The 22,323-nt window shown below is 46.9% G+C and carries 24 protein-coding genes and 1 tRNA gene; 20 read left to right on the top strand and 5 right to left on the bottom strand.

The genetic code is table 11. From position 1 onward, the window contains the following. The first annotated feature begins 208 nt into the window (after positions 1–208). Positions 209–295, top strand: a tRNA-Leu gene (locus tag CWI81_RS12460). A 22-nt stretch (positions 296–317) separates the two neighbouring features. On the opposite strand, the gene CWI81_RS12465 is transcribed toward CWI81_RS12460, so the two are convergent. Continuing rightward, complete coding sequence (locus CWI81_RS12465; RefSeq protein WP_126785646.1) at positions 318–1,211, bottom strand: cation diffusion facilitator family transporter; 894 nt, start codon at positions 1,209–1,211, stop codon at positions 318–320. A 140-nt stretch (positions 1,212–1,351) separates the two neighbouring features. Here CWI81_RS12465 and CWI81_RS12470 point away from each other — a divergent pair, with 140 nt between their 5' ends. The 11 genes from CWI81_RS12470 (at position 1,352) to dnaB (ending at position 12,481) form a co-directional block, all read left to right on the top strand. Beyond that, on the top strand, positions 1,352–2,131 hold the full coding sequence (locus CWI81_RS12470) for a PhzF family phenazine biosynthesis protein (RefSeq protein ID WP_126785647.1): 780 nt from the start codon (positions 1,352–1,354) through the stop codon (positions 2,129–2,131). A gap of 131 nt (positions 2,132–2,262) precedes the next feature. Continuing rightward, positions 2,263–4,812, top strand: a complete 2,550-nt coding sequence (locus CWI81_RS12475) for an acylase (protein ID WP_126785648.1) — start codon at positions 2,263–2,265, stop codon at positions 4,810–4,812. Positions 4,813–4,953: 141 nt separating this feature from the next. Continuing rightward, complete coding sequence (gene rnr / locus CWI81_RS12480) at positions 4,954–7,272, top strand: ribonuclease R (protein ID WP_126785649.1); 2,319 nt, start codon at positions 4,954–4,956, stop codon at positions 7,270–7,272. Then, a complete protein-coding gene (rlmB, locus tag CWI81_RS12485) occupies positions 7,269–8,015 on the top strand; it encodes a 23S rRNA (guanosine(2251)-2'-O)-methyltransferase RlmB (RefSeq protein WP_126785650.1) in 747 nt (248 codons plus the stop codon). Before rnr ends, rlmB begins: the two co-directional genes overlap by 4 nt. After that, positions 8,005–8,448 (top strand): signaling protein, encoded by a 444-nt coding sequence (locus tag CWI81_RS12490; RefSeq protein ID WP_126785651.1) that lies wholly within the window; start codon positions 8,005–8,007, stop codon positions 8,446–8,448. The genes rlmB and CWI81_RS12490 overlap by 11 nt, the downstream gene beginning before the upstream one ends. A gap of 147 nt (positions 8,449–8,595) precedes the next feature. Continuing rightward, a complete protein-coding gene (gene rpsF, locus CWI81_RS12495) occupies positions 8,596–8,946 on the top strand; it encodes a 30S ribosomal protein S6 (protein WP_126785652.1) in 351 nt (116 codons plus the stop codon). Between the two features lie 25 nt (positions 8,947–8,971). Next, positions 8,972–9,271, top strand: coding sequence for a primosomal replication protein N (priB, locus tag CWI81_RS12500; RefSeq protein ID WP_126785653.1), 300 nt, complete (start codon positions 8,972–8,974; stop codon positions 9,269–9,271). 10 nt (positions 9,272–9,281) lie between these two features. Continuing rightward, on the top strand, positions 9,282–9,509 hold the full coding sequence (gene rpsR / locus CWI81_RS12505) for a 30S ribosomal protein S18 (RefSeq protein ID WP_006956988.1): 228 nt from the start codon (positions 9,282–9,284) through the stop codon (positions 9,507–9,509). Between the two features lie 42 nt (positions 9,510–9,551). Further along, positions 9,552–10,004: a 50S ribosomal protein L9 gene (rplI, locus tag CWI81_RS12510; protein WP_126785654.1), complete on the top strand. Its 453-nt coding sequence runs from the start codon at positions 9,552–9,554 to the stop codon at positions 10,002–10,004. Positions 10,005–10,081: 77 nt separating this feature from the next. Further along, positions 10,082–11,038 carry a DUF4097 family beta strand repeat-containing protein gene (locus tag CWI81_RS12515; RefSeq protein ID WP_126785655.1) on the top strand — a complete coding sequence of 319 codons (957 nt, stop codon included), beginning with the start codon at positions 10,082–10,084 and terminating at the stop codon, positions 11,036–11,038. Between the two features lie 48 nt (positions 11,039–11,086). Then, entirely contained in the window at positions 11,087–12,481 is a 1,395-nt protein-coding gene (dnaB, locus tag CWI81_RS12520) for a replicative DNA helicase (protein ID WP_126785656.1), read from the top strand. A gap of 18 nt (positions 12,482–12,499) precedes the next feature. Here the strand turns inward: dnaB and CWI81_RS12525 are convergent, their stop codons facing one another. Genes CWI81_RS12525 through zur form a run of 4 tightly spaced genes read right to left on the bottom strand, consistent with a single transcriptional unit; the run spans position 12,500 to position 16,337 of the window. Then, on the bottom strand, positions 12,500–12,976 hold the full coding sequence (locus tag CWI81_RS12525) for a chemotaxis protein CheX (protein ID WP_126785657.1): 477 nt from the start codon (positions 12,974–12,976) through the stop codon (positions 12,500–12,502). 21 nt (positions 12,977–12,997) lie between these two features. Further along, complete coding sequence (locus tag CWI81_RS12530) at positions 12,998–13,507, bottom strand: DUF6702 family protein (protein ID WP_126785658.1); 510 nt, start codon at positions 13,505–13,507, stop codon at positions 12,998–13,000. Continuing rightward, positions 13,497–15,842, bottom strand: a complete 2,346-nt coding sequence (locus tag CWI81_RS12535; protein ID WP_126785659.1) for a M1 family metallopeptidase — start codon at positions 15,840–15,842, stop codon at positions 13,497–13,499. Before CWI81_RS12535 ends, CWI81_RS12530 begins: the two co-directional genes overlap by 11 nt. A 54-nt stretch (positions 15,843–15,896) precedes the next feature. Continuing rightward, complete coding sequence (zur, locus tag CWI81_RS12540; protein ID WP_126785660.1) at positions 15,897–16,337, bottom strand: zinc uptake transcriptional repressor Zur; 441 nt, start codon at positions 16,335–16,337, stop codon at positions 15,897–15,899. 141 nt (positions 16,338–16,478) lie between these two features. Here zur and dusA point away from each other — a divergent pair, with 141 nt between their 5' ends. From dusA to rplB, 8 genes are all read left to right on the top strand, one after another. Next, positions 16,479–17,483, top strand: coding sequence for a tRNA dihydrouridine(20/20a) synthase DusA (gene dusA / locus CWI81_RS12545; RefSeq protein WP_126785701.1), 1,005 nt, complete (start codon positions 16,479–16,481; stop codon positions 17,481–17,483). 182 nt (positions 17,484–17,665) lie between these two features. Next, the gene (locus CWI81_RS12550) at positions 17,666–17,947 is read left to right on the top strand and encodes a hypothetical protein (RefSeq protein ID WP_126785661.1); all 282 of its coding nucleotides are present in this window, start codon (positions 17,666–17,668) and stop codon (positions 17,945–17,947) included. A 185-nt stretch (positions 17,948–18,132) separates the two neighbouring features. Beyond that, positions 18,133–19,341: a dipeptidase gene (locus CWI81_RS12555; protein ID WP_126785662.1), complete on the top strand. Its 1,209-nt coding sequence runs from the start codon at positions 18,133–18,135 to the stop codon at positions 19,339–19,341. A 217-nt stretch (positions 19,342–19,558) separates the two neighbouring features. Continuing rightward, positions 19,559–19,870 carry a 30S ribosomal protein S10 gene (gene rpsJ / locus CWI81_RS12560; RefSeq protein ID WP_053954198.1) on the top strand — a complete coding sequence of 104 codons (312 nt, stop codon included), beginning with the start codon at positions 19,559–19,561 and terminating at the stop codon, positions 19,868–19,870. 38 nt (positions 19,871–19,908) lie between these two features. Beyond that, positions 19,909–20,547 (top strand): 50S ribosomal protein L3, encoded by a 639-nt coding sequence (rplC, locus tag CWI81_RS12565; RefSeq protein WP_126785663.1) that lies wholly within the window; start codon positions 19,909–19,911, stop codon positions 20,545–20,547. A gap of 18 nt (positions 20,548–20,565) precedes the next feature. Beyond that, positions 20,566–21,171, top strand: coding sequence for a 50S ribosomal protein L4 (rplD, locus tag CWI81_RS12570; RefSeq protein WP_126785664.1), 606 nt, complete (start codon positions 20,566–20,568; stop codon positions 21,169–21,171). Next, positions 21,168–21,470: a 50S ribosomal protein L23 gene (rplW, locus tag CWI81_RS12575; RefSeq protein ID WP_126785665.1), complete on the top strand. Its 303-nt coding sequence runs from the start codon at positions 21,168–21,170 to the stop codon at positions 21,468–21,470. The genes rplD and rplW overlap by 4 nt, the downstream gene beginning before the upstream one ends. Before the next feature lie 14 nt (positions 21,471–21,484). Further along, positions 21,485–22,309: a 50S ribosomal protein L2 gene (gene rplB, locus CWI81_RS12580; RefSeq protein WP_126785666.1), complete on the top strand. Its 825-nt coding sequence runs from the start codon at positions 21,485–21,487 to the stop codon at positions 22,307–22,309. Positions 22,310–22,323: the final 14 nt, after the last annotated feature.

Here is a 22,323-nt window from a genome sequence, read left to right on the forward strand (position 1 = left end):
TGTTGAAGTAATCGTGATCAATTTAATGTGACGTCGATGATAGCACGGTGTTTATCAGCGGGCAGCAGGAAACCAACTTGCTGGGGGATTTGGTTAAGGAATCAGCAGTTGAGCAAAAAGCCGTTAAATTTCTTTAATAATTGCTTGATTAGCGCAAACTCGCGAGTATAATCCATCCCGTCACCAAATATGACATCCCATCTTTAATGCCGAGGTGGCGGAATTGGTAGACGCAGTGGATTCAAAATCCACCGCTGGTAACAGCGTGGGGGTTCAAGTCCCCCCCTCGGCACCAAGCTTCTGTTTTAAGTCAGTTTTCATCTTAGCCCATCGCGGCAGGTTTCGTCCGGATGCTCTAGCTCAATAGTGGTATGGCTTAATTGATATTCAGCTAAAGCTTCGTCAATACTTCTTTTTAAAGCATCGCGTTCTTTTACCTCGAGGTTTTTCGACAGCACCAAGTGCGCCGTTAGTACATGTGATTCGCCGTCAAGTGACCAGAAATGAAGGTGGTGCACGCCCGAGACATGGGGTAGCTGCTGTAATGAGTTGGCGACGTTTTTATAGGTCTGCGCATCGGGTGTGGCCTGGATAAATAATTTTATGGTCGCTGTTAAATTGCGAAATACATTCAACAAAATGAATACTGTAAATGCGATAGAAAGTAGCGGGTCAATAATTGGCCAGTCGACAAACAGCAGCACGACACCGACGATAAGTACCGCAACCCAACCTAAAACGTCTTCTAATAAATGCCAGTTAATGACGCGCTCGTTTAGAGTTTGGCCTTGGGAGAGCTTATAAGCGGCAAAGCCATTAACAGCAATGCCGAGTATGGCCAGCGCTATCATGCCATCAGCCACCGGCATTTGAGGATCCCAAAGCCTTGGCACCGCGGTAACGAGTACCCATATTGAGCCGGCAATTAATACCACAGCGTTAATAAAAGCACCGACTAGATTGAGTCGTTTATAGCCATAGGTGTAAAGGTGATTGGCTTGCTTGTTACCGAGTTTGTTTAGAGCCCATGCAAGCCCTAACGAGAGGCTGTCGCCTAAATCATGAACGGCATCGGCGAGGATCGCAGTACTATTGGTCAGAATACCACCAATAAACTCGATAATGGTAAACACAAAATTAAGCAAAAAAGCCCAGCCCAGGCGTGATGAAGGCATATCTTTCGAATGATCATGACCGTGGTGGTGTCCCATGATAAATTCCTTATCGCTTCTGAGCGTTACTGTGTTTAGCTACTGATCCTTTCTACAGATTTAATTTTGAATATCCAAGATGTTTATGAAAGGCTTATCAATAATCTCATTATGATTAACTTTTTAAAAGGTAAAAACACGTGCAACTCCCTTTGTATCAAGTCGATGCGTTTGCAGAAAAAGCGTTTGAAGGTAATCCTGCGGCAGTGGTACCACTGACTTCGTGGTTAGCCGATGAAGTACTGCAGGCAATAGCCGAGGAAAATAATTTATCGGAAACCGCCTTTATTGTTCCTGGTAACGAACACTTTGAGCTGCGCTGGTTTACCCCAGCTGCCGAGGTAGATTTGTGTGGCCATGCGACTCTGGCCGCTGGGCACGTCGTTTTTCAGCATTTGAACTTTGAGCAGCATGAGGTGCGTTTTCAAACGCGTAGTGGACAATTACAAGTAAGCCGCACAGAACAAGGCTTAATGATGGACTTTCCGGCAACAATGCCGAAAGCGACTGCAACACCAGCCGCTATCTCTGCGGCAATTCCCTTTGAACCTGTTGATGTCCTACTTGGCTTTGATCATATTGTGGTGCTGGAAAATGAAGAGCAGGTCAAACAGCTAAATCCTGACTTTAGCCAGCTGAAGCAGCTAAGCTCGCGGGGTGTGGTAGTAACGGCCAGGGGCCAGGATTACGATTGCGTCAGTCGTTGTTTCTACCCGAAATTAAATGTTGCAGAGGATCCGGTAACAGGATCTGCACATTGCCAGTTAGCGCCTTACTGGGCTCAACAGTTAGGCAAAACGACAATTAATGCTCGGCAGCTTTCTGCAAGAGCCGGCACAATGAGCTGTGAAGTGCTCGGTGACCGAGTTAGATTATTCGGTTCTGCGGTAGATTACCTGGTCGGCACGATAAATATCTGAGTGATATCAACGAAGCGGGTTGCAGGTTCGACCAGTAACTCCCATACTCAATCAGTCAACGAATGAGGTAGTATCGTTTTCATAATAACAAATGTTCGATAAAAGAACGGGCAAGATAAAGGAATAAGACGATGAATTTGCCGAAAAAAACATTGCTGTATAAGGGAATGCTGATGGCCGGAGTCGTTACTCTGGCTGGCTGTAATTTTGATAACGACGTGCCTGAATATGAGGCTCCACCAGTTGCTGAGGAGCCGGACTATAGCAGTCCACTACCAGATCAAGAGCCATTGTCGACTTTTGACGACGACGGCCAGCTCCAGGCTGACATCTCCTGGACTACCTATGGCGTGCCTTATGTCACTGCTGATAACCTGGAAAGTATGGCCTTCGGTGTGGGTTATGCCTACGCTCAGGATAACCTCTGTATCCTGGCTGATCAGATAGTAAAATTTAACTCACAACGTTCACAGTTCTTTGGCCCAGATAACCCGATTGGTTCGGGAAATAGTCAAAACCTTATCGACGACTTTGGATTTTTAGCATTAGGGATCCGCGATAACGCTGAACAGGGCTACGATAGCTTAAGTGAAGAGTCACAGGCACTGTTAGAAGGGTATGCGGCGGGCTACAATAAATATCTGGGCGATACACCCACAGCGAGCCTCGACCCTCAATGTGCCGGACAACCCTTTGTGCGAGAAATTACCCCAGTAGACGTGCTCACCTATGCGCAAGGCGTGGCGTTGCTGCCAGGTGCCAGTAACTTTACCGGCGCAATTTTCGCTGCCGCACCTCCGGGTGAAGACTTTTCTCCAACGCCGGTGATGTCAAGCGACCAGACCGCCAGTATTGATTTGCAGCCGGTTGCTATCGAAATGCCGGAAGCGAATCCGACAGAAATGGGTTCTAACGGCTGGGCTATTGGTCGTGACTTAAGTGCAACGGGGCAGGGGATGTTGTTGGCCAATCCGCACTTCCCACACACCGGTAATCAACGTTTCTGGCAGTTTGGTATTGAAATTCCGGGTGAACTAAAAGTGGCTGGCGGCTCATTATCGGGTATGCCGGGTGTGGTTAATATCGGCTTTAATGAAAACGTGGCCTGGACTCATACGTTCTCCACAGCTAACCGCTTTGTGGTTCACCAATTAGAACTGGATCCAGCGGATGATAATAACCTGACCTATTTGGTGGACGGTGAACCTAAAGAAATGACCACCAAAACTCATCAGATCCAAGTAAATGTCGGCGGTGGCCAGACTATTACCCTGGAGAAAACCAGTTATCACAGCGAATTTGGTGCAATTATCAAAGTACCAGGCTCGCCGATTACCTGGGGTGTTGACGACTTTGGTAAAGAAGTAGCGTACGCGATATATGATGCGAACTTGCCGAACTACGAAGTGCTTGACCATTGGCTGGCAATGAATCGTGCGCGTAACATTGAAGAATACCGTCAGAGCTATATTGATTATACCGGTACGGTATTCAATAACGCGATGGCAGTTGATGACGACGGCGATGCGTTCTTTACTGATGGTTCATCGGTCCCAAATATCAGTGATGACGCGCTAGCCGCGTGGCAGGACAACCAGCTACTGCAGGGGATTAGCTCGACTGCGGGCTTCCCGGTGATGCCAGGTAATTCGGCAATGTTCAAAGCCGATGGCAAGATGCCGTTTAGCCGGGCTCCGTCGTTATTACGGACTGACTTTGTGCAAAACTCGAATAACAGTTACTGGTTAACCAACCCGGCAGAGCCAATTGATGATGTCGCGACGTTATGGGGACCTACTGACAACGAGCAATCCTGGCGTTCGCGCTTGGGTCAAAAAATGCTAGCTGAAGGCGGTTCTGTTGATGGTAAGTTCACTCGTGAAGATATCGCTGAAAAACTGTTAAGTAATCGCAGTTTCTTAGCTGAAGAAGTGCTTGAACCGCTGTTGTCACTGTGTGAACGTCAGGGTGAACAGCCGGTTTCTACCGTTGCTGGGGAGCAAAACATTAAGCCAGCTTGTGATGTGTTGGCTCAGTGGGATGGCACCATGAACAAGGACAGCGTTGGTGCGATGCTATTCCGCGAGTTTGCAACAGAGTTTGCGAATGACCCGAAATGGACAGTGGACTTTGATCCTCAAGATCCACTGAACACGCCGCGCGGTCTGGCTAACAATGTGTCTGTGTTAAGCGATCTTGGTAACGCTATGGTGCGCATTGAGTCTCTCGGCTTATCAATAGATGCTCCGCTTGGCGAAGTGCAGTTTGTTGAGCGTGCGTTACCGACAGGGCAACCATCAGGTCAGCGGCTGCCTTGGGGTGGTGCAAACAATATTGAAGGTGGGTTTAATGTGTTCCGTGCCAATACCGGCTCCGACGGAACTATTTATCCGCGTTTGATTTATCCTGAAGTTGACGGTTCTAATCTGACTGAGGCGGGTCTGGGTTACCATATCAGCTACGGCTCAAGCTGGATGTTTACGATGGAGTTTACCGAGGAAGGGCCTCTAGCTCATGGCCTTCTGAGTTATTCTCAGTCGCGTAACATCTATTCTGATCATTATCTTGATCAAACTCTGCTGTATTCTCAGGAACCACAGCTAAGACCGATTTGGTTTGATAATGCAGAAGTTGAAGAAAATGCGATTCGTCAGGAAACTATCAACCTGACTACGGAATAACAGCTAGCGTTAATAAAAAAGCCTCCGTTGATGTAGCGGGGGCTTTTTTTATGCAATAGGAAGTTAACTGACAATTCGGCATAACAGGCGTATACTGTTGGCGAATTAAAAAGCAATAGTTTGCGAAAAATATAGGAACTTATGACTGAAACCAATAACAGTAGTCCAGAGTACGACGTTGAAATCCCTAGCCGTGAGCAACTGCTTAGCTTGGTAACAGAGCGTCCTAAACCGGTACCTTTTGATGACTTTATTAGCCATTTTAAACTTGATGATGAACGTCAGCAGGTTGGCTTAAAGAGACGTTTACGGGCCATGGAGCGGGACGGGCAACTGGTTTACAACAAGGCAAATTCGTATGGACTGCCTGAGCGGATGCAATTGATTCGCGGCCGTATTATAGGTCACAGAGATGGTTTTGGTTTTTGCCAGCCAGATGAGGGTGGTAAGGACATTTTTATTCCGCATCACCAAATGTACTCGGTGTTGCACGGTGACAAAGTGTTAATAAAACCGGCCGGCACAGACAATCGCGGGCGCCAGGAAGGACGAGTTGTAAGAGTAGTAGAGCCACGTAACAATGATATTGTCGGACGTTACTTTGTCGAAGATAATATTGGTATTGTGGTTCCCGATGACTCGCGCGTTAGTCAGGACATTTTGATTCCTGATAACGATAACATGGGTGCCCGGCATGGCCAGTTAGTGGTGGTCTCTATCACTCGACGGCCAAATAGAAGAACCAGTCCAATCGGTAAAGTTACCGAAGTAATGGGTGATCATATGGCGCCGGGGATGGAAATCGAAATAGCCATCCGCGAACACGATATTCCCAACGAGTGGCCAGAGGGAATTGATGAAGAGCTGGCGCAGTACTCAGAAGAAGTGCCTAAAGAAGCTTATGCCGGAAGAGTCGATTTACGCGACTTACCACTAATTACTATTGATGGTGAAGATTCGCGGGACTTTGACGATGCGGTTTGTGCGCTTCCAGAGGACAAAGGCTGGCGCCTGTGGGTCGCTATCGCCGATGTCTCTTATTATGTTAAGCCCGGCACGCAGTTAGACAACGAAGCGGTTAATCGTGGCAACTCTGTTTACTTCCCCAATAACGTTGTGCCAATGCTACCGGAGAAACTGTCAAATGGTTTGTGTTCTCTAAACCCTAACGTCGACAGACTGTGCATGGTGGCAGAAATTGAAGTAGGTCCTCGCGGTAAACTTAAACAATCGAAATTTTATCCCGCAGTAATGAACAGTCATGCACGCTTAACCTACAACAAGGTTAAGCAAATACTTGATGGCGATAAAGAGCTGCGCGAGCAATATAAAGATGTAATAAGCAATATCGAAGAGTTGCACAATGTCTATAAAGCGCTGGCGGCCGTGCGTAAACGTCGTTCTGCAATTGAATTTGATACTCAGGAAACGCGGTTTATTTTTAATGCTCAGCGGAAAATTGAGCGGATTGAGCCGGTTAAACGCCATGTCGCGCACAAGATTATTGAAGAGTGCATGATAGCTGCCAACGTTGTTACTGCGCGGTTTATCGAAGACGATGACGACGTTAACGCGTTGTTCCGTGTGCACGAGGCTCCTGCGGATGAACGGCTTACTAACTTCCGAGCCTTTTTAGCCGAATTAGGGTTAAGTCTGAGCGGGGGCGACAGCCCGACGCCGACGGATTACGGCAAGCTGTTGGAGGAAGTCAAAGATCGTCCGGATCACGAGTTGATAGAAACCATGTTGTTGCGCTCGATGCAACAAGCGGTTTATCAGCCGCAAAATGAAGGTCACTTTGGCTTGGCACTTAAATCATACTCGCACTTTACCTCACCTATCCGACGCTATCCGGACCTAATTTTGCACCGTGCAATCAAGTCTATTTTGCGCAAAAAAGAAGGTTCAGAGGAAGGTTTAAGCGGGGCCTGGAGCTACAGCGACAAACAGCTGGATGATCTGGGTGTGCATTGCTCAATGACTGAGCGTCGAGCTGACGATGCAACACGGCAGGTTGATGAGTGGCTTAAATGCGAGTTTATGCTGGATCATATTGGCATGGAATTCGAAGGCGTGGTGTCATCAGTGACTAACTTCGGGTTGTTTGTCAGGCTGAATGATTATCAGATTGATGGTTTGGTTCATATAAGCAACTTAGGCGATGACTATTACCAGTACGATAACCAGAAAGGCATGTTGATTGGTGAGAACACACGTACTATTTACCGTTTAGGTGATAATGTAAAAGTTCGCGTTAAAACGGTCGATCTGGATGAACGTAAGATTGATTTAGAACTGATTAATGCAGAGAGCCCAACGGGTAAACAACGTAAAAATAATAGCGGAAAAACCGAGCGTAAGCGTCAGCAAAAAGGTAATTCAAAGCCTCGCTCAGGAAAGCCTCGTAAGCGTAGTAAGAATAAAGCGAGCTCGTCCAACAAAGGAAGCAACAAGTCATGAGCCAAAAGGTCACAGTTTTTGGGCTTCATGCGGTGCGTTCGATAATTGATCATCATCCAGACCGCCTAGTCGAGCTGTATGTCTCAAAAGAACGTCAGGATGATGCGGTTAATGCCATTGTGGCGCAGGCCCATAGCATGGGTGTCAGGCCACAGTGGGTGCCCCGTCAGGCACTCGAAAAGCGTGCTGAAGGCGGCAATCATCAGGGCGTGGTAGCAACCGTTAAGCAGTTGCCGACGTTAACCGAGAGTGATTTCGCTAAGCTGATTGAACAAACTGACGGCACCCCATTGTTTTTAGTGCTTGATGGGATAACAGATCCGCATAACCTGGGTGCTTGTTTACGTACCGCGGATGCGGCAGGAGTGACCGCGGTGGTGGTCCCGAAAGATAAGTCAGCGCAAATAACCCCGATCGTTCGCAAAGTTGCCTGCGGGGCTGCAGAGACTATGCCGTTAGTTGTGGTAACTAATTTAGCCCGAGCATTGCGTGAACTGCAAAGTTTAAATGTCTGGATAGTAGGTACTGCAGGAGAAGCGACTCAGTCTGTTTATCAGGTTGATTACCGCGGCCCTACCGCACTTGTAATGGGTGCAGAAGGTAAAGGAATGCGGCGTTTGACCCGCGAAACCTGTGATGAATTGGTCGCTGTACCACTTGCCGGTACGGTGAGTAGTCTGAATGTGTCAGTGGCTAGTGGTGTCTGTTTGTTTGAGGTAGTAAGACAGCGCGATGGATCTTAAACGACGATTATTTCCTATTGCGATAGCGCTTACGTTAGTCGCAATGGTGTTTATCAGTTGGACACCTAATTGGGAGTCGGCTGAGTTTTTGCGTTCAGCAAAACCTTATGTAGCCTTTGATTATCGCTTTGAATCGGAGCAGACGCAGGTATTGCAAGATGTTGCCGACGATATTCACAACCGATTAGACGTACGCCATGAGTGGCACAACGTTGATGCGGATCAAGCACAATATGACGTGTTGATTCAGCTCCGACAAACGGAGCAGTCGATTCAGTTAGAAGCCTCTATCAATAAGAACGATAAACCCTTTGATCATGTTATTGTACGAGGCCAGTCAGAAGTTAAACACGAGCTATCAGAACGACTGGTAAAGCTGCTGACTAATAGCATTGAGACAGAGCACCAAACCGAAAATTCCTCACAAGACTAGTTAATCTAATTGCATTTTGCTGCGTTATGCGATAGTATCGCGCGGCTTAAATCAGCCACTGTATTTATTACTTTAGATTGAGTTCCTTGCTTCTATGTCAGTGCGGCTGAGCTGAAAAGAGGCTATACGAACCAAAAGGAAACTGTAATGCGTCATTACGAAATCGTATTTATGGTCCACCCGGACCAAAGCGAGCAAGTACCTGGCATGATCGAGCGCTACAGCGAAACGATCAAGCAAGGTGGTGGTGAAATCCATCGTTTAGAAGACTGGGGCCGTCGTCAACTGGCTTACCCAATCAACAAGCTGCATAAAGCACACTATGTTCTGCTGAACATCGAAGCGACTGCAGAAGTTGTGGAAGAGCTGGAAACTGCATTCCGTTATAACGATGCAGTATTGCGCAACATGATTATGCGCAAAAAAGAAGCGATCACAGAACCTTCTCCGCTGACCAAGCCGAAGGAAGATCGCAAAGGTGACAGTGAAGCCGCATAATGGCAAGGCCTTCACAGAGTAGTTTATGAATCGACTGCACATTACGGGAACGGTTTGCAAACCGGCAAAGCTAGAAACCAGTCCTTCAGGGATTGAGCATCTGCTATTAACGGTAGAGCACCGCTCAATGCAGCCAGAAGCCGGAATGAACAGGCAGTCATACGTAAAGCTACAACTCATTTTGAGTGGTGAAGGGTTACAACACTGGTTACATAAATTGACGGTGGGTAGTGAAGTACATGCAGAAGGTTTTCTGCATCGCCATGAAGACAACAATGGTTTGTCGCGGCTAGTTCTTCACGCTCAGCATCTAGAACAGATTTAAGGAGACCATCATGGCTCGTTTTTTCCGTCGCCGTAAGTTCTGCCGTTTTAAGGCAGAGGGCGTAAAAGAGATTGATTACAAAGACATCGCTACGCTTAAGAACTACATTACCGAATCTGGTAAAATCGTTCCTAGCCGTATCACTGGAACCTCTGCTAAATATCAGCGCCAGTTAGCTCGTGCTATCAAGCGTGCTCGTTATTTGTCACTGCTGCCTTATACTGATTCACATCAGTAAGATAGCAACGGTTCGAATACCAAGATTAGGGGTAGCGAAAAAATGAATATCATCTTGTTAGATAAAATTGCTAATCTGGGTGGCCTTGGCGACCAAGTTAGTGTTAAGTCAGGTTATGCTCGTAACTTCTTGTTCCCACAAGGAAAAGCGGTTCCAGCAACCAAGTCGAACATCGAATTGTTCGAGCAACGTCGTGCCGACTATGAAGCAAAACTAGCCGACCAGCTAGCTGCTGCTGAAGCTCGCGCGGAAAAAGTCAACGCATTAGACGCAGTAGAAATTGCATCTAAAGCCGGTGACGAAGGTAAATTGTTCGGCTCTATCGGCACTCGTGATATTGCTGATGCAATCACCGCTGCCGGCGTAGAAGTGAAGAAAAGCGAAGTATTGATGCCGCACGGAACTATTCGTGAAACTGGCGAATTCGATATCGAATTGCACTTACACGCCGATGTTTTTGCAAATGTCACATTAAAAGTAGTTGCTGCTGATTAATTTCTTGCGCACTATGTGATATTAAAAAAGCTGCCCTAGGGCAGCTTTTTTTTTAACAACCGATAAGGAGAGCGTTGATGAGAATTTTAACGTTGTTAGCGGGGCTTGTGTTGACGATGACAAGCTTTTACTCGTTAGCTCAGGAAAGCGTTGATAAAACCTTGGATGTAACGGCTGGAACGCGTGTTTATTTAAATAATGAACGCGGCAACCTAGAAGTTATCACGCATAAAAAAGATCAAGTGCGGTTAGTGGGCACGCTGGATGAGAAGGCGGAAGACTTAGTGTTTGAAGTGCGTAGCAACGGTGTTCGTATCGATGTTCGCACGCCAGAGCAAAAAGGCTGGGGTTCCGACAATAGTTCTGGATCTGACCTTACCTTATACATGCCTGAGAGCAGTCTGCTGAAAGTTGACAGTGTGTCGATGAATATCAATGCATCCAACCTGATGGGTGGTATCGATGTGACATCGGTCAGCGGTGATATCAATTTAGCAGGAGCAGAACAGCAGATTTTATTAAAAACAGTTAGTGGCAACATCGCTACCTCTGAATTGGCCGGTGATGTGACGATCGAAACGGTTAGTGGTGATATTGAAGACTTCGACAATAAATCCCCGGAAGGGAAATACCAGGCCGTGAGCGGAGATGTAACAATACGTTCATCAAAACTTAGAGTGTTTGAGTTGCAAAATGTATCGGGCAAAGTGAGCCTTGAATTGCCGGTTGTCGATCGTGTTTTGTTAAAAAATGTCAGTGGAGATGTTGAAGTATTAATGGGTCTCAGTGAAAACGCCAGGGTTGAAGCATCATCGGTAAGCGGCGACTTAAATATTCGGTTGAATGACCAAATTAACGCATCATTCGCAGTTAATTCGAGTGCTGGCGGTGACATAATTAATGGGTTGACCGATGCAGTGGCCGAACAATCGCGTTGGGGAGCCTCGGCGTCACTTGAGTTTCCGGTAGGAACTGGAGCGGCGGAAGTAAAACTACGTACCGTCTCAGGAACTGTCGAAATTAAACAGGATTAGCGCTATAGTAGGCGCGGTTAATTACCGGATAAAAGAGTAATAAAGTGCATGGCTGAACCAGCAAGAACAAAAGATAGGTCGGTTGAGGCGTTGCGCTCGGCCCCTCACTCTATCGAGGCTGAGCAATCGGTACTCGGCGGACTGATGTTGGATAACGATGCCTGGGATAAGGTGGCAGGTAGTATCATTGCCGAAGACTTTTATCACCGCGGCCATCGCTTAATTTTTCAGGCAATGCAAAAGCTGTCCGATAACAGCCAGCCGATGGATCTTGTTACTGTATCAGAGGTACTCGAGGCACAGGCAGAGCTGGATAAAGTGGGTGGCTTTGCTTACCTTGGTGAAATCTCCAAAAATACCCCTAGCGCCGCTAATATACTTGCCTATGCGAATATTGTGCGGGAGCGTGCTGTATTAAGAGAAATGATCGCAGCGGCGAATGACATCGCCGAATCGGGATATGATACTCAGGGGCGTAATAGCCAAGAGCTGTTAGACGAAGCTGAGAGTAAAGTCTTTCGTATCGCTGAGAAACGCACTAGTGCGACAGAGGGGCCCAAAGGTGTAGGCGATATTCTCGCGCGGACCGTTGAGCGTATTGAAGCATTAAGTAAAATTAAAAACCATAACGGTGTTACCGGTGTTTCTAGTGGTTTTCACGATCTCGACCAGATGACCGCGGGATTGCAACCGTCTGACCTGCTGATTGTTGCGGCGCGACCTTCTATGGGTAAAACCACCTTTGCTATGAATCTGGCTGAAAATATTGCAATGAATCAGGACAAGCCAGTATTAGTGTTTAGTCTGGAGATGCCCGCAGAGCAGATCATGATGCGTATGCTGGCCTCGTTAAGTCGGGTTGATCAAAATAAAGTACGAACCGGGCGACTAGAGGACGATGACTGGGCTCGCATCGCTTCGGTAATGAATATCCTAAACGACAAGAATAATCTCTATATTGATGATGCATCGGGACTTACCCCAACCGAAGTACGTTCCCGATCGCGGCGAATAGCCCGTGACCATGGTGGTTTGTCGATGATTATGGTGGATTACTTGCAGCTGATGACCGTGCCCGGCATGTCGGAAAACCGTACTCTGGAAATTGCTGAGATTTCGCGCTCGTTGAAATCTTTGGCGAAGGAGTTGAACGTGCCAGTGGTAGCCCTGTCTCAGCTTAACCGTTCGTTAGAACAGCGTTCTGATAAACGTCCGGTGAACTCAGACTTGCGCGAGTCCGGCTCTATTGAGCAAGATGCCGATGTCATCATGTTTATTTATCGTGATGAGGTTTATCATCCGGATAGCGCGGAACAGGGGCTAGCCGAAATTATTATTGGTAAACAGCGGAATGGGCCAATTGGTAAGGTCGAATTAAAATTTCATGGGCATCTATCGCGGTTTGACAATTATGCACGCGGCACCGACGACGAACGCTATTAAAGAAAAGCCTAGTTTTTACTAGGCTTCACTTATTTTGTCGAAACAAATCTCAATGTACGCTTTGCCCGCCAGGTGACTAAAGGGCATGATAATTCTGGGTCCCTCAGAGCGGTGAGAAATGGTGTGGTCTTTGCCAGAGACGACAATTGGTGTCGCCATATCGAATTCATAGCCGCTTTCGCCTAAGGTTTTCTTGGCACCGCCGGTGACCATGTTAGTGATCTCACCGACCATGTCACAGACTTCGTCATCAATCGATTCTGGCATTTCACCAAGCATTTTATGCATGATTTCGCAGGCCAGGTTTTCCTCGAATGAGATAGAAAACGAGCCTTTTACTTTAGGCCCTACCATACCAATAATTCCGGAGACATCACCACGCGCGTATTCATCCCTTTTTAGCTGCGGTTTCCCGGGTTTCAATTCCATTTGAGCCATCATTGACAGGACGTTTTGTAACGCCTGCAAAAATGGATTTACAAACTCAGCATTCATTAATAGTGCTTCCTTTATTGCTTAGTCTGATAAACACTTAACACCTTGATAGCGGCTGTCATTAGTTAATGTTACGCCATGGGTCTTTTCATCAGTTAAAAAATTTACGGTATTAACTTGCGCCGGAAAGCTTTCCATCAGCAATGAGTTACGTACCTTCCAGGCACAAAAATCTGGTTTTTCCTGAGCGAGCTCCTGATAAAACCATATGTTCTGAAAATCAGCCTCGAAGCCTACCCAGTTTAGCCGGACGTTTTGATCGCTACTGTCGAACAATTGAAAGTGCTTTGCAACCCACTTTCTTAACTTTTGCTCGGCAGCTGGTTGGTCTATACGAAAATCACGCCCAAATTGTTTAGTCATGGCGCGTTGAATATCGTGCAGAGTGTATTGGTGAACCACTTCAACGCTATTAGAACGGGAATTATAAGATATTTCCGTTAAACCAAAAAAGTACTTATGAGCAGCTGCCGGCGGCAGCTGCATCATTAGACCTGAGATGGCCAGCAACCAAAGAGCTTTACGATGCATCTTCAGCGTCGTCAGTTTTCAGTGGTTGGTTATAATCTTCCATCATACTCTTGTCATTATCATCACGCTTAAACAGTTCTATGCGCGATGGCACAGGGCGAGCCGGCCAGAAGTTATTCGACACATCAACATCAGCGGTTTCCCAATACGGGTCCAGCACGATTTCCTTGATGGTTTTGTCGCGAATAAATAACTTGCTGACCTGCTGCGGCGAACGGCGCCAGATTTCGGCAGGAATACGGACATGCTCTTTACTGCCGTCTTCGTAATGCAAATCCATTAAAATGGGCATGACTAAACCACCATGGTTGCTATAATCAATCACGTAAAAATTGCTGCCATTTTTCAGCATTTCTTGTTGCTCTTGATTTAAGCCGTTAAGTAACTTTTGGTACTTATTACGATCGGCATTGGTGACCGTGTATTCATCATTCTCGTTATAAAAATCCTGTAAATCTTCCTGCTGATGGATCTTATAGACGACATCCTGGTTGCGCATCGCAGTAATAGACTCTGGATCAAGGTCATCGACTTGTTCCTGCCATGCTTTTTCGATTTCCGGGTCTTGCGTATTGACGGTCAGTAAGTTGACCTTGTCTAAACTAATATCTACATGGTCGGTGGTATAAAACCAACCTCTGAAGAACCAATCCAGGTCTACACCGCTAGCGTCTTCGAGAGTACGGAACAAATCTTCTGGCGTCGGCCGTTTGAATTTCCAGCGCTGTGCGTATTGGCGGAAAGCAAAGTCAAAAAGCTCACGGCCGACAATGGTCTCCCGGAGAATATTTAAAGCGGTGGCAGGCTTGCCGTAAGCATTGTTACCAAACTGCAAAATAGACTCAGAGTTGGTCATAATGGGCATTTGGTTATCACTAGCCATGTAACTGGTGATATCACGTGCATCGCCACGCCATGATGGATAGTCAGGCTCCCAACGCTGTTCTGCTAAGAACTGCAAATAGGTATTAATACCTTCGTCCATCCAGGTCCATTGACGTTCGTCTGTATTTACGATCATGGGGAAGTAAATATGGCCAATTTCGTGAATAATGACTGAAATCAAACCGTATTTAGTGCGCTTGGAATAGTATTTCTCGCCGCTTTCCTCGTCTACGTATGGGCGCGGACCATTAAAGGTCAGCATGGGGTATTCCATACCACCGACCGGGCCGTTTACAGAAATAGCCACCGGGTAGGGGTAGTCAAAGCTATAGTCATTATAGGCGTCGATGGTGTGAATAATTGAGGCAGTAGAATACCTTTCCCACAATGGGTTACCTTCCTCTGGATAATACGACATAGCTAACACATCGGTGTCGCCTTTTTGATAACGCTGCGCATCCCAGATAAATTTACGTGATGAGGCCCAGGCAAAGTCGCGTACTTTCTCTGCTTTATAGACCCAGGTCTTAGTCTCGTCGGTGCCTTCTTTTTGGTTTTCTAGCGCTTCTTCTTCAGTAACTATCTTTACGGGTTTATCCGCGCTTTCAGCTTGTTCTAAACGCTCGCGCTGTTGTTCAGTTAAAACATCATCCGGGTTTTGTAAGACTCCCGTTGATGCAACAATATGGTCGGCAGGCACAGTAATAGCGACCGTATAGTCACCGAACTCCAGTGCAAACTCGCCGTTACCGATAAATTGTTTATTTTGCCAGCCCTCTACATCGTAGTAAGCCGCCATTCGCGGAAACCACTGCGCCATCTCGTACAGGTAGTTGCCGTCTTCTTCAAAATATTCATAACCGCCGCGGCCACCGAGGACATCCGCTTCGATAATATTGTTCTGCCAGCCGATATTAAAACTGACGCTATCACCATGTGCGAGAGGTTGTTCTAGATCGATGCGCATCATCGTATCGTTAATGGTGTAGGCCATAGGTTCACCACGTTGGTCGCTAACGTCGGTGATAGTGTAGCCTGCCGGAAACTCTTGCTGTGTTAGCATACTTTCCATTTGACTAAAGCTAGTGCGAGCCAGCTTATCACTGGAAGTTGCCCGAGTTTTAGGCCCGATTGAGTCTTTCTTAAAGCGGTTTTGATCCAGCTGAACCCATAAGTAGCGCAAGGTATCGGGAGAGTTATTGGTATAGGTTATGGTGCTGCGTGCACTGACGCTTTGCTGCTCATCGTTTAGCGTTATCTGAATGTCGTAGTCGACCTGCTGCTGCCAATACTCATGACCGGGAGCGCCGGATGCTGTGCGATAAACGTTGGGCGAGCGAAATTTGTCGTCGTTAAGTTGACGAAACTTGTCTTCGAAAGCCTGGCTATTAGCCGCCGCGCTAATGCTAAGCGTTGCGACCGCAAAGCCGACAAGGTGGCTTAATTTCATAACGGTTTCCTAATTGTTTATAGTTTTAATTGGCTGGTAAATCGTTTACTGCTACTAATGACATTTGGCGCATAAACCATGTGCTTCGATGGTTTGTTGCTGGACTAAAAAGCCCTGATCTTCCGCTTGATTCTGCAGTTCTTCGTAAACGCCATCGGACTGGATCTCCTGAACATCACCGCAAGAACCACAAATTAGCATTTGCACTGGATGTTGGTGGTCGAAATGCGAGCAAAGTACAAAACTATTCGACGAGGAGATTTTGTGAACAAAACCTTGCTCCTGGAGAAAGTCCAGAGCGCGGTAAATAGTTGGCGGTTTGGCGTTGGGTACCACCATTTTTAGTTGCTCTAACAGGTCGTATGCGCCTATTGAACCGGCTTGCTGCGCCAATATAGAAAACACTTCTTTGCGGGTACTGGTCATACGCGCTCCACGCTGCTGGCAGAGCTTTTCGGCCTTACGTATCAGACGTTCTGTTTCGGGCTTCGTCATAATAGCTTTCTTTACTTTAAGTGAGTGTTCATTGTAAAGCCTTTTCAAAGCCAGGCAACTGCTTTTCTGTTTAGACGTAATGAGAGTTGAAACAATATGCGGTATAATGACGCCTTTAATTGCGAGCCAAACTGGGTCTCTATGAAGTCGTATCCTTTTAAAACCTCAGTCGCCCCGATGCTGGATTGGACTGACCGGCATTGTCGGTACTTTCATCGTTTGTTAACACAGCAAACGATGCTTTATACCGAAATGGTAACGACAGGCGCCATTCTCTATGGCAAGCAGGACTTTCTTGCTTATCACGATAGCGAACACCCGGTGGCGTTGCAACTTGGCGGGAGCGAGGCTGATGCGATGGCGCGCTGCGCGGAATTAGCTCAGCAGCGTGGTTACGACGAAGTTAACATCAATGTTGGGTGTCCATCGGACCGTGTTCAAAACGGCAGTTTTGGTGCCTGCTTAATGGCCGAGCCGAGGTCCGTCGCAAGTTGTGTGAAAGCGATGAAGAAGGCGGTAGATATTCCGGTTACAGTGAAGACCCGGCTCGGTATTGATGAACAGGATTCGGACGCGTTTTTGTATGGTTTTCTTGATGCTGTGGTCGATGCCGGCGTCGATCAGTTGACCTTGCATGCTCGAAAAGCCTGGTTGAAAGGTTTAAGCCCCAAAGAGAACCGTGAAATTCCCGAGCTGCAATACGACCGTGTGTACGCTGCTAAAAAGCGATACCCCAGCGTTCCTATCGCGATTAACGGCGGGATTAAGTCTCTAGAGCAAGTTGTACAGCAACTGACTCAGGTCGATTCAGTAATGGTGGGTCGCGAAGCCTACCAAAACCCTTGGTTATTAACTCAGTTTGACGACCTTACTTGCGATTCTGTGATGCAACACCAGCCGCTGGACCGGGAACAAGTCGCACGTAAAATGATTCCTTATATTGCTGCTCATATCGCTCAGGGAGGTCGTGCCTGGCATGTTGTGCGACACATGCTCGGTTTGTTTCAGGCTCAGAAGGGGGGCAAAAAGTGGCGTCAGTATCTAAGTATAAAAGGTCCAAAAGCTCAACATGCGGAGCAATTGATAGAAGGCGCGATTAGTTTTAAAAACGATAGCGTAACTCAGTTGGCGGATTTGACTAACTGAATGGTTAAAACGGCTAACGGATTGGTTTTTATTCAAATAGTATTTTTTAAAATCTACCAGGAAGAAATATAAAACCTATATAAAACAGGGTTTTATAAAATAAATTGCGGTTGGCACAACCTTTGTATTAGTAACTTCGACTTAATCAATGAGTCGATACTAATAGTAAAGGAGATACCACTATGAAAGCTTTATTAATTAGCTCAGTTGCAGCTGCATCCATTATGTTTTCTGGATCGGCGATTGCCCAGCAAGCCGAGCAACAAACGTCCTCTTTCGTTGCTGAGCAGGTTGCTTCGATTTCGGTAGAACTGTTTAACGCAACCCAAACCACTGTTTTGCAATCACTGCAGAGTTGGGGCGAGCAGTTGCTAGCCGACGAAGCAGAGTCTACTCAAGTAGCGGCGAGCCAGTCACCTGAGCCGCAACAGCAAGCTCAGGCTATCCCTAAGAAAACTCAATAAAGTCGTTAAGAGGACATAACCATGTTTATAGGTAACTGGTGGATGGCCTGGTTAATGGCGCCGGTAGTAGGTACGTTAGTAGTCGGCGCTTTTATTGCTTTCAGCGCATCAATGGTGCGTCACAGTTAAACTTTTGCTAACCTGCTTGTTCGAATGATAAAACGCGGAGTTACCGAGGAATAAGCATGTTAAAAACAACGATAAAAGCGTCCCTGCTAGCGGTAATGGGAATTTGTGCAACGGCTGCGGTTAATGCGGACGAATATCAGGCAAGTGATAAGGCACAGCTGTTAGCCGATAAATACCTGATTGTTGATACGCACATAGATGTTCCATATCGAATTCACAATCGCTGGGAAGATGTGGCTCGCAGTACAGAGTCCGGTGACTTTGACTATCCCAGAGCGGTAAAAGGTGGATTGAATGTGCCGTTTATGGCCATTTATATCCCGGCAGAATATGAGCAGACGGGCGGTAGTATTCAACTGGCTCACGAATTAATTGACAGTATGGAAGCGCTCGTTGGCCGGGCTCCGAATAAGTTTGCACTGGCTTACAATACCGACGAAATTGCCGCCAATACTGAGCAGGGACTAATGTCGATTGCCATGGGTATGGAAAACGGCACGCCGATGGAAGGCGATTTAGATAACCTGCATATGTTTTATGAGCGTGGTGTCCGTTATATCTCTTTGGCGCACTCGCAAACCAACCATATTTCAGATTCATCCTACGATATTCGAAAACAATGGAACGGGCTCAGTGAGTTTGGCTTTGAACTGGTAGAGGCAATGAACAATGTCGGGATGATGGTCGATGTTTCTCATATTTCCGACGAAGCCTTCTATGATGTGATCGAGACAACCAAAGCACCAGTGATAGCGTCACATTCTTCGTTGCGTAAGTTTACTCCTGGGTTTGAACGCAACATGAGCGACGATATGCTGAAAAAGTTAGCTGAGAATGGCGGCGTGATACAAATTAACTTTGGCTCTTCGTTCGTAGCGCAGCAAGCCAACCGTTATCGTGACGTAATGAAAAAACGAATTGAAGCGGTTAACCAACAATTTGGTGAAGATAGCGAAGAAGCTAAAAAACGGGTAGCCGAAATAGAAGCGAACAATCCTTACCCATACGCCACGCTAGAGCAAGTGTTGGATCATATTGACCATGTAAAACAACTAATCGGTGTTGAACATATTGGTATCGGTTCGGATTACGACGGTGTGGGCGACTCACTGCCGGTTGGTCTGAAGGACGTGTCTACCTATCCGAACTTAGTTCAAGGGTTGCTTGATCGCAACTATTCAGAGAAAGAAATAGAAATGATTCTGGGCGGCAACTTTATGCGGGTCTGGAAGCAAGTTGAAGAATACAGCAGCGAACGTCCTTAACGTACAAAATGTTGACAAGTGGTCGTGGAGCTGTATAATTCGCGGCCACATCAAATTTCCCTGAATCGTTTTGATTCATAACTTTGATGTTCCACAACAGTCCCGATAGGGGACTGAATGGTTGACGTAGATAATCGCACCCCCGGTATGTGCCAGGGAGGTTTGCGTTTGTCTGTGCTCTTTTTTAAATGCTCTTTTATTGAGGCTTTGATTTTTTATGGCTAATCAAAGAATTCGGATTCGTTTGAAAGCGTTCGATCACCGTCTGATCGACCAGTCGACTGCAGAGATTGTTGAAACTGCAAAACGCACTGGTGCTCAGGTACGTGGTCCAATTCCACTGCCAACACGGAAAGAACGTTTCACCGTGCTGACTTCACCACACGTAAATAAAGATGCGCGTGACCAGTACGAAATCCGCACCCACAAGCGTCTGATTGACATCATGGATCCTACTGATAAGACCGTTGACGCATTAATGCGTTTGGATCTGGCAGCTGGCGTTGATGTACAAATCAGCTTGGGTTAAGTGGGCAGTAATAGGATTACACACGAGAGGTTTTAACAATGGCTATAGGTCTAGTCGGTCGTAAAGTAGGAATGACGCGTGTCTTCCAGGAAGACGGCGCTTCTGTTCCTGTTACTGTGATCGAAGTGTTGGCTAACCGCATTACTCAGATTAAATCTGATGACACTGACGGTTATCGTGCGCTTCAAGTGACCACAGGCGAGAAGAAAGCAAGCCGTGTTACCAAGCCTTTAGCAGGTCACTTTGCTAAAGCGGGTACTGAGGCTGGTCGCGGTCTTTGGGAATTTCGTCTGAAAGATGGCGAAGGTGAAGACTACGCAGTTGGTTCTGAACTGACTGTAGAAGTATTTGCAGAAACTAAGAAAGTGGATGTTACTGGAACTTCAAAAGGTAAAGGCTTTGCCGGTACCGTGAAGCGCTGGAACTTCCGTACTCAGGACGCTACCCACGGTAACTCTTTGGCACACCGTGCACCGGGTTCAATCGGTCAAAACCAGTCGCCTGGTAAAGTTTTTAAAGGCAAAAAAATGTCTGGTCAAATGGGTAACGAGCAGGTCACCACTCAATCACTTGAGTTGGTCCGTGTAGATGCAGAACGCAACTTGTTGTTGATTAAAGGTGCGGTTCCTGGAGCTACTGGTAGTGATGTTATCGTTAAACCTGCGGTCAAGGCGTAACGTCTGAGGAGAATGGTGATGGAATTAACATTGAAAGACGCAAAAGGCGCTCTTGAGGTTTCCGAAGCTACCTTTGGACGTGAGTTTAACGAAGCACTTGTCCACCAGGTAGTGGTTGCATACGCAGCCGGTGCTCGTCAGGGCACTAAAGCTCAGAAGACTCGTTCTGAAGTTGCAGGCGGCGGCAAGAAGCCATGGCGTCAAAAAGGTACCGGTCGTGCTCGTGCGGGAACTATCCGCAGTCCGATCTGGCGCTCAGGTGGTGCGACTTTCGCGGCTAAACCGCAAAGTCATGCCCAGAAAGTAAATAAGAAAATGTACCGCGGTGCCCTTAAGAGCATCGTGTCAGAATTGATTCGTCAGGATCGTTTAACAGTTGTTGAAAACTTCAGCGTTGACGCGCCGAAGACCAAGCAATTGGTTGAGAAACTGAAAGGTCTTAATCTGAACGACGTTTTGATTGTAACTAAAGACGTTGATGAGAACTTGTTCTTAGCATCACGCAACTTGCATAAAGTTGATGTACGCGACGTACAAGGCATTGACCCTGTTAGCTTAATCGCATTCGAAAACGTCCTGATGACAGCCGACGCAGTTAAGCAGCTTGAGGAGGTGTTATCATGATGCGCGAAGAACGTTTGCTTAAAGTGATCCTTGCACCTCACGTTTCGGAAAAAAGCACTGACACTGCTGAAACCAACAACACTGTTGTTTTCAAAGTAGCTAAAGATGCAACTAAATCCGAAATTAAAGCAGCTGTCGAAAAATTGTTCGAAGTTGAAGTCGAGAACGTACGTACCGTTAACGTAAAGGGTAAAACCAAGCGTACCGGTTTCCGTTTCGGTAAGAGAAACGACTGGAAAAAAGCGTATGTATCCCTGCAAGAGGGTGCTGACATCGACTTCGTTGGCGGCGCTGAATAACAGGAGGAATTATCATGGCTGTAGTTAAAAGTAAGCCTACATCTCCGGGTCAACGCCACAAAATTAAAGTCGTTGGTCAGGAACTGTACAAGGGCAAGCCTTACGCACCATTGCTAGAAAAGAATAGCAAATCAGGTGGTCGTAATAATAACGGTCGTATCACGGTTCGTCACATTGGCGGTGGTCATAAGCATCATTACCGTGTTATCGACTTTAAACGCAACAAAGATGGTATTCCTGCTAAGGTTGAGCGTATCGAATACGATCCCAACCGTTCAGCGAACATCGCTTTGGTACTGTATGCAGATGGTGAGCGTCGTTACATTTTGGCACCTAAGAACTTGAAAGCGGGCGACCGTGTTCAGTCTGGTTCTGATGCGCCAATCAAACCTGGTAACACACTGCCAATGCGCAACATTCCTGTAGGTACTGTTGTTCACGCGCTAGAAATGCAACCTGGTAAAGGTGCTCAGTTAGCTCGTTCAGCGGGTGCTTATGCTCAGATCGTAGCTCGTGATGGTGCTTATGTTACTGTCCGCTTACGCTCTGGCGAGATGCGTCGCGTACAGTCTGAAGGTCGTGCAACTATCGGTGAAGTGGGTAACGCAGAACACATGCTGCGTCAATTGGGTAAAGCTGGTGCAATGCGCTGGCGTGGTGTTCGTCCTACCGTTCGTGGTGTGGCGATGAACCCAGTCGATCACCCTCACGGTGGTGGTGAAGGCCGTACCTCTGGTGGACGTCATCCAGTGACTCCATGGGGCACGCCGACCAAGGGCTATAAAACCCGTAAAAACAAGCGTACTGATAAGTTCATCGTACGCCGTCGCAACAAATAAGAGTTGAGGATAAA

Origin of the sequence: Idiomarina seosinensis (assembly GCF_003987275.1) — a bacterium.
Classification (GTDB): Bacteria; Pseudomonadota; Gammaproteobacteria; order Enterobacterales; family Alteromonadaceae; genus Idiomarina; species Idiomarina seosinensis.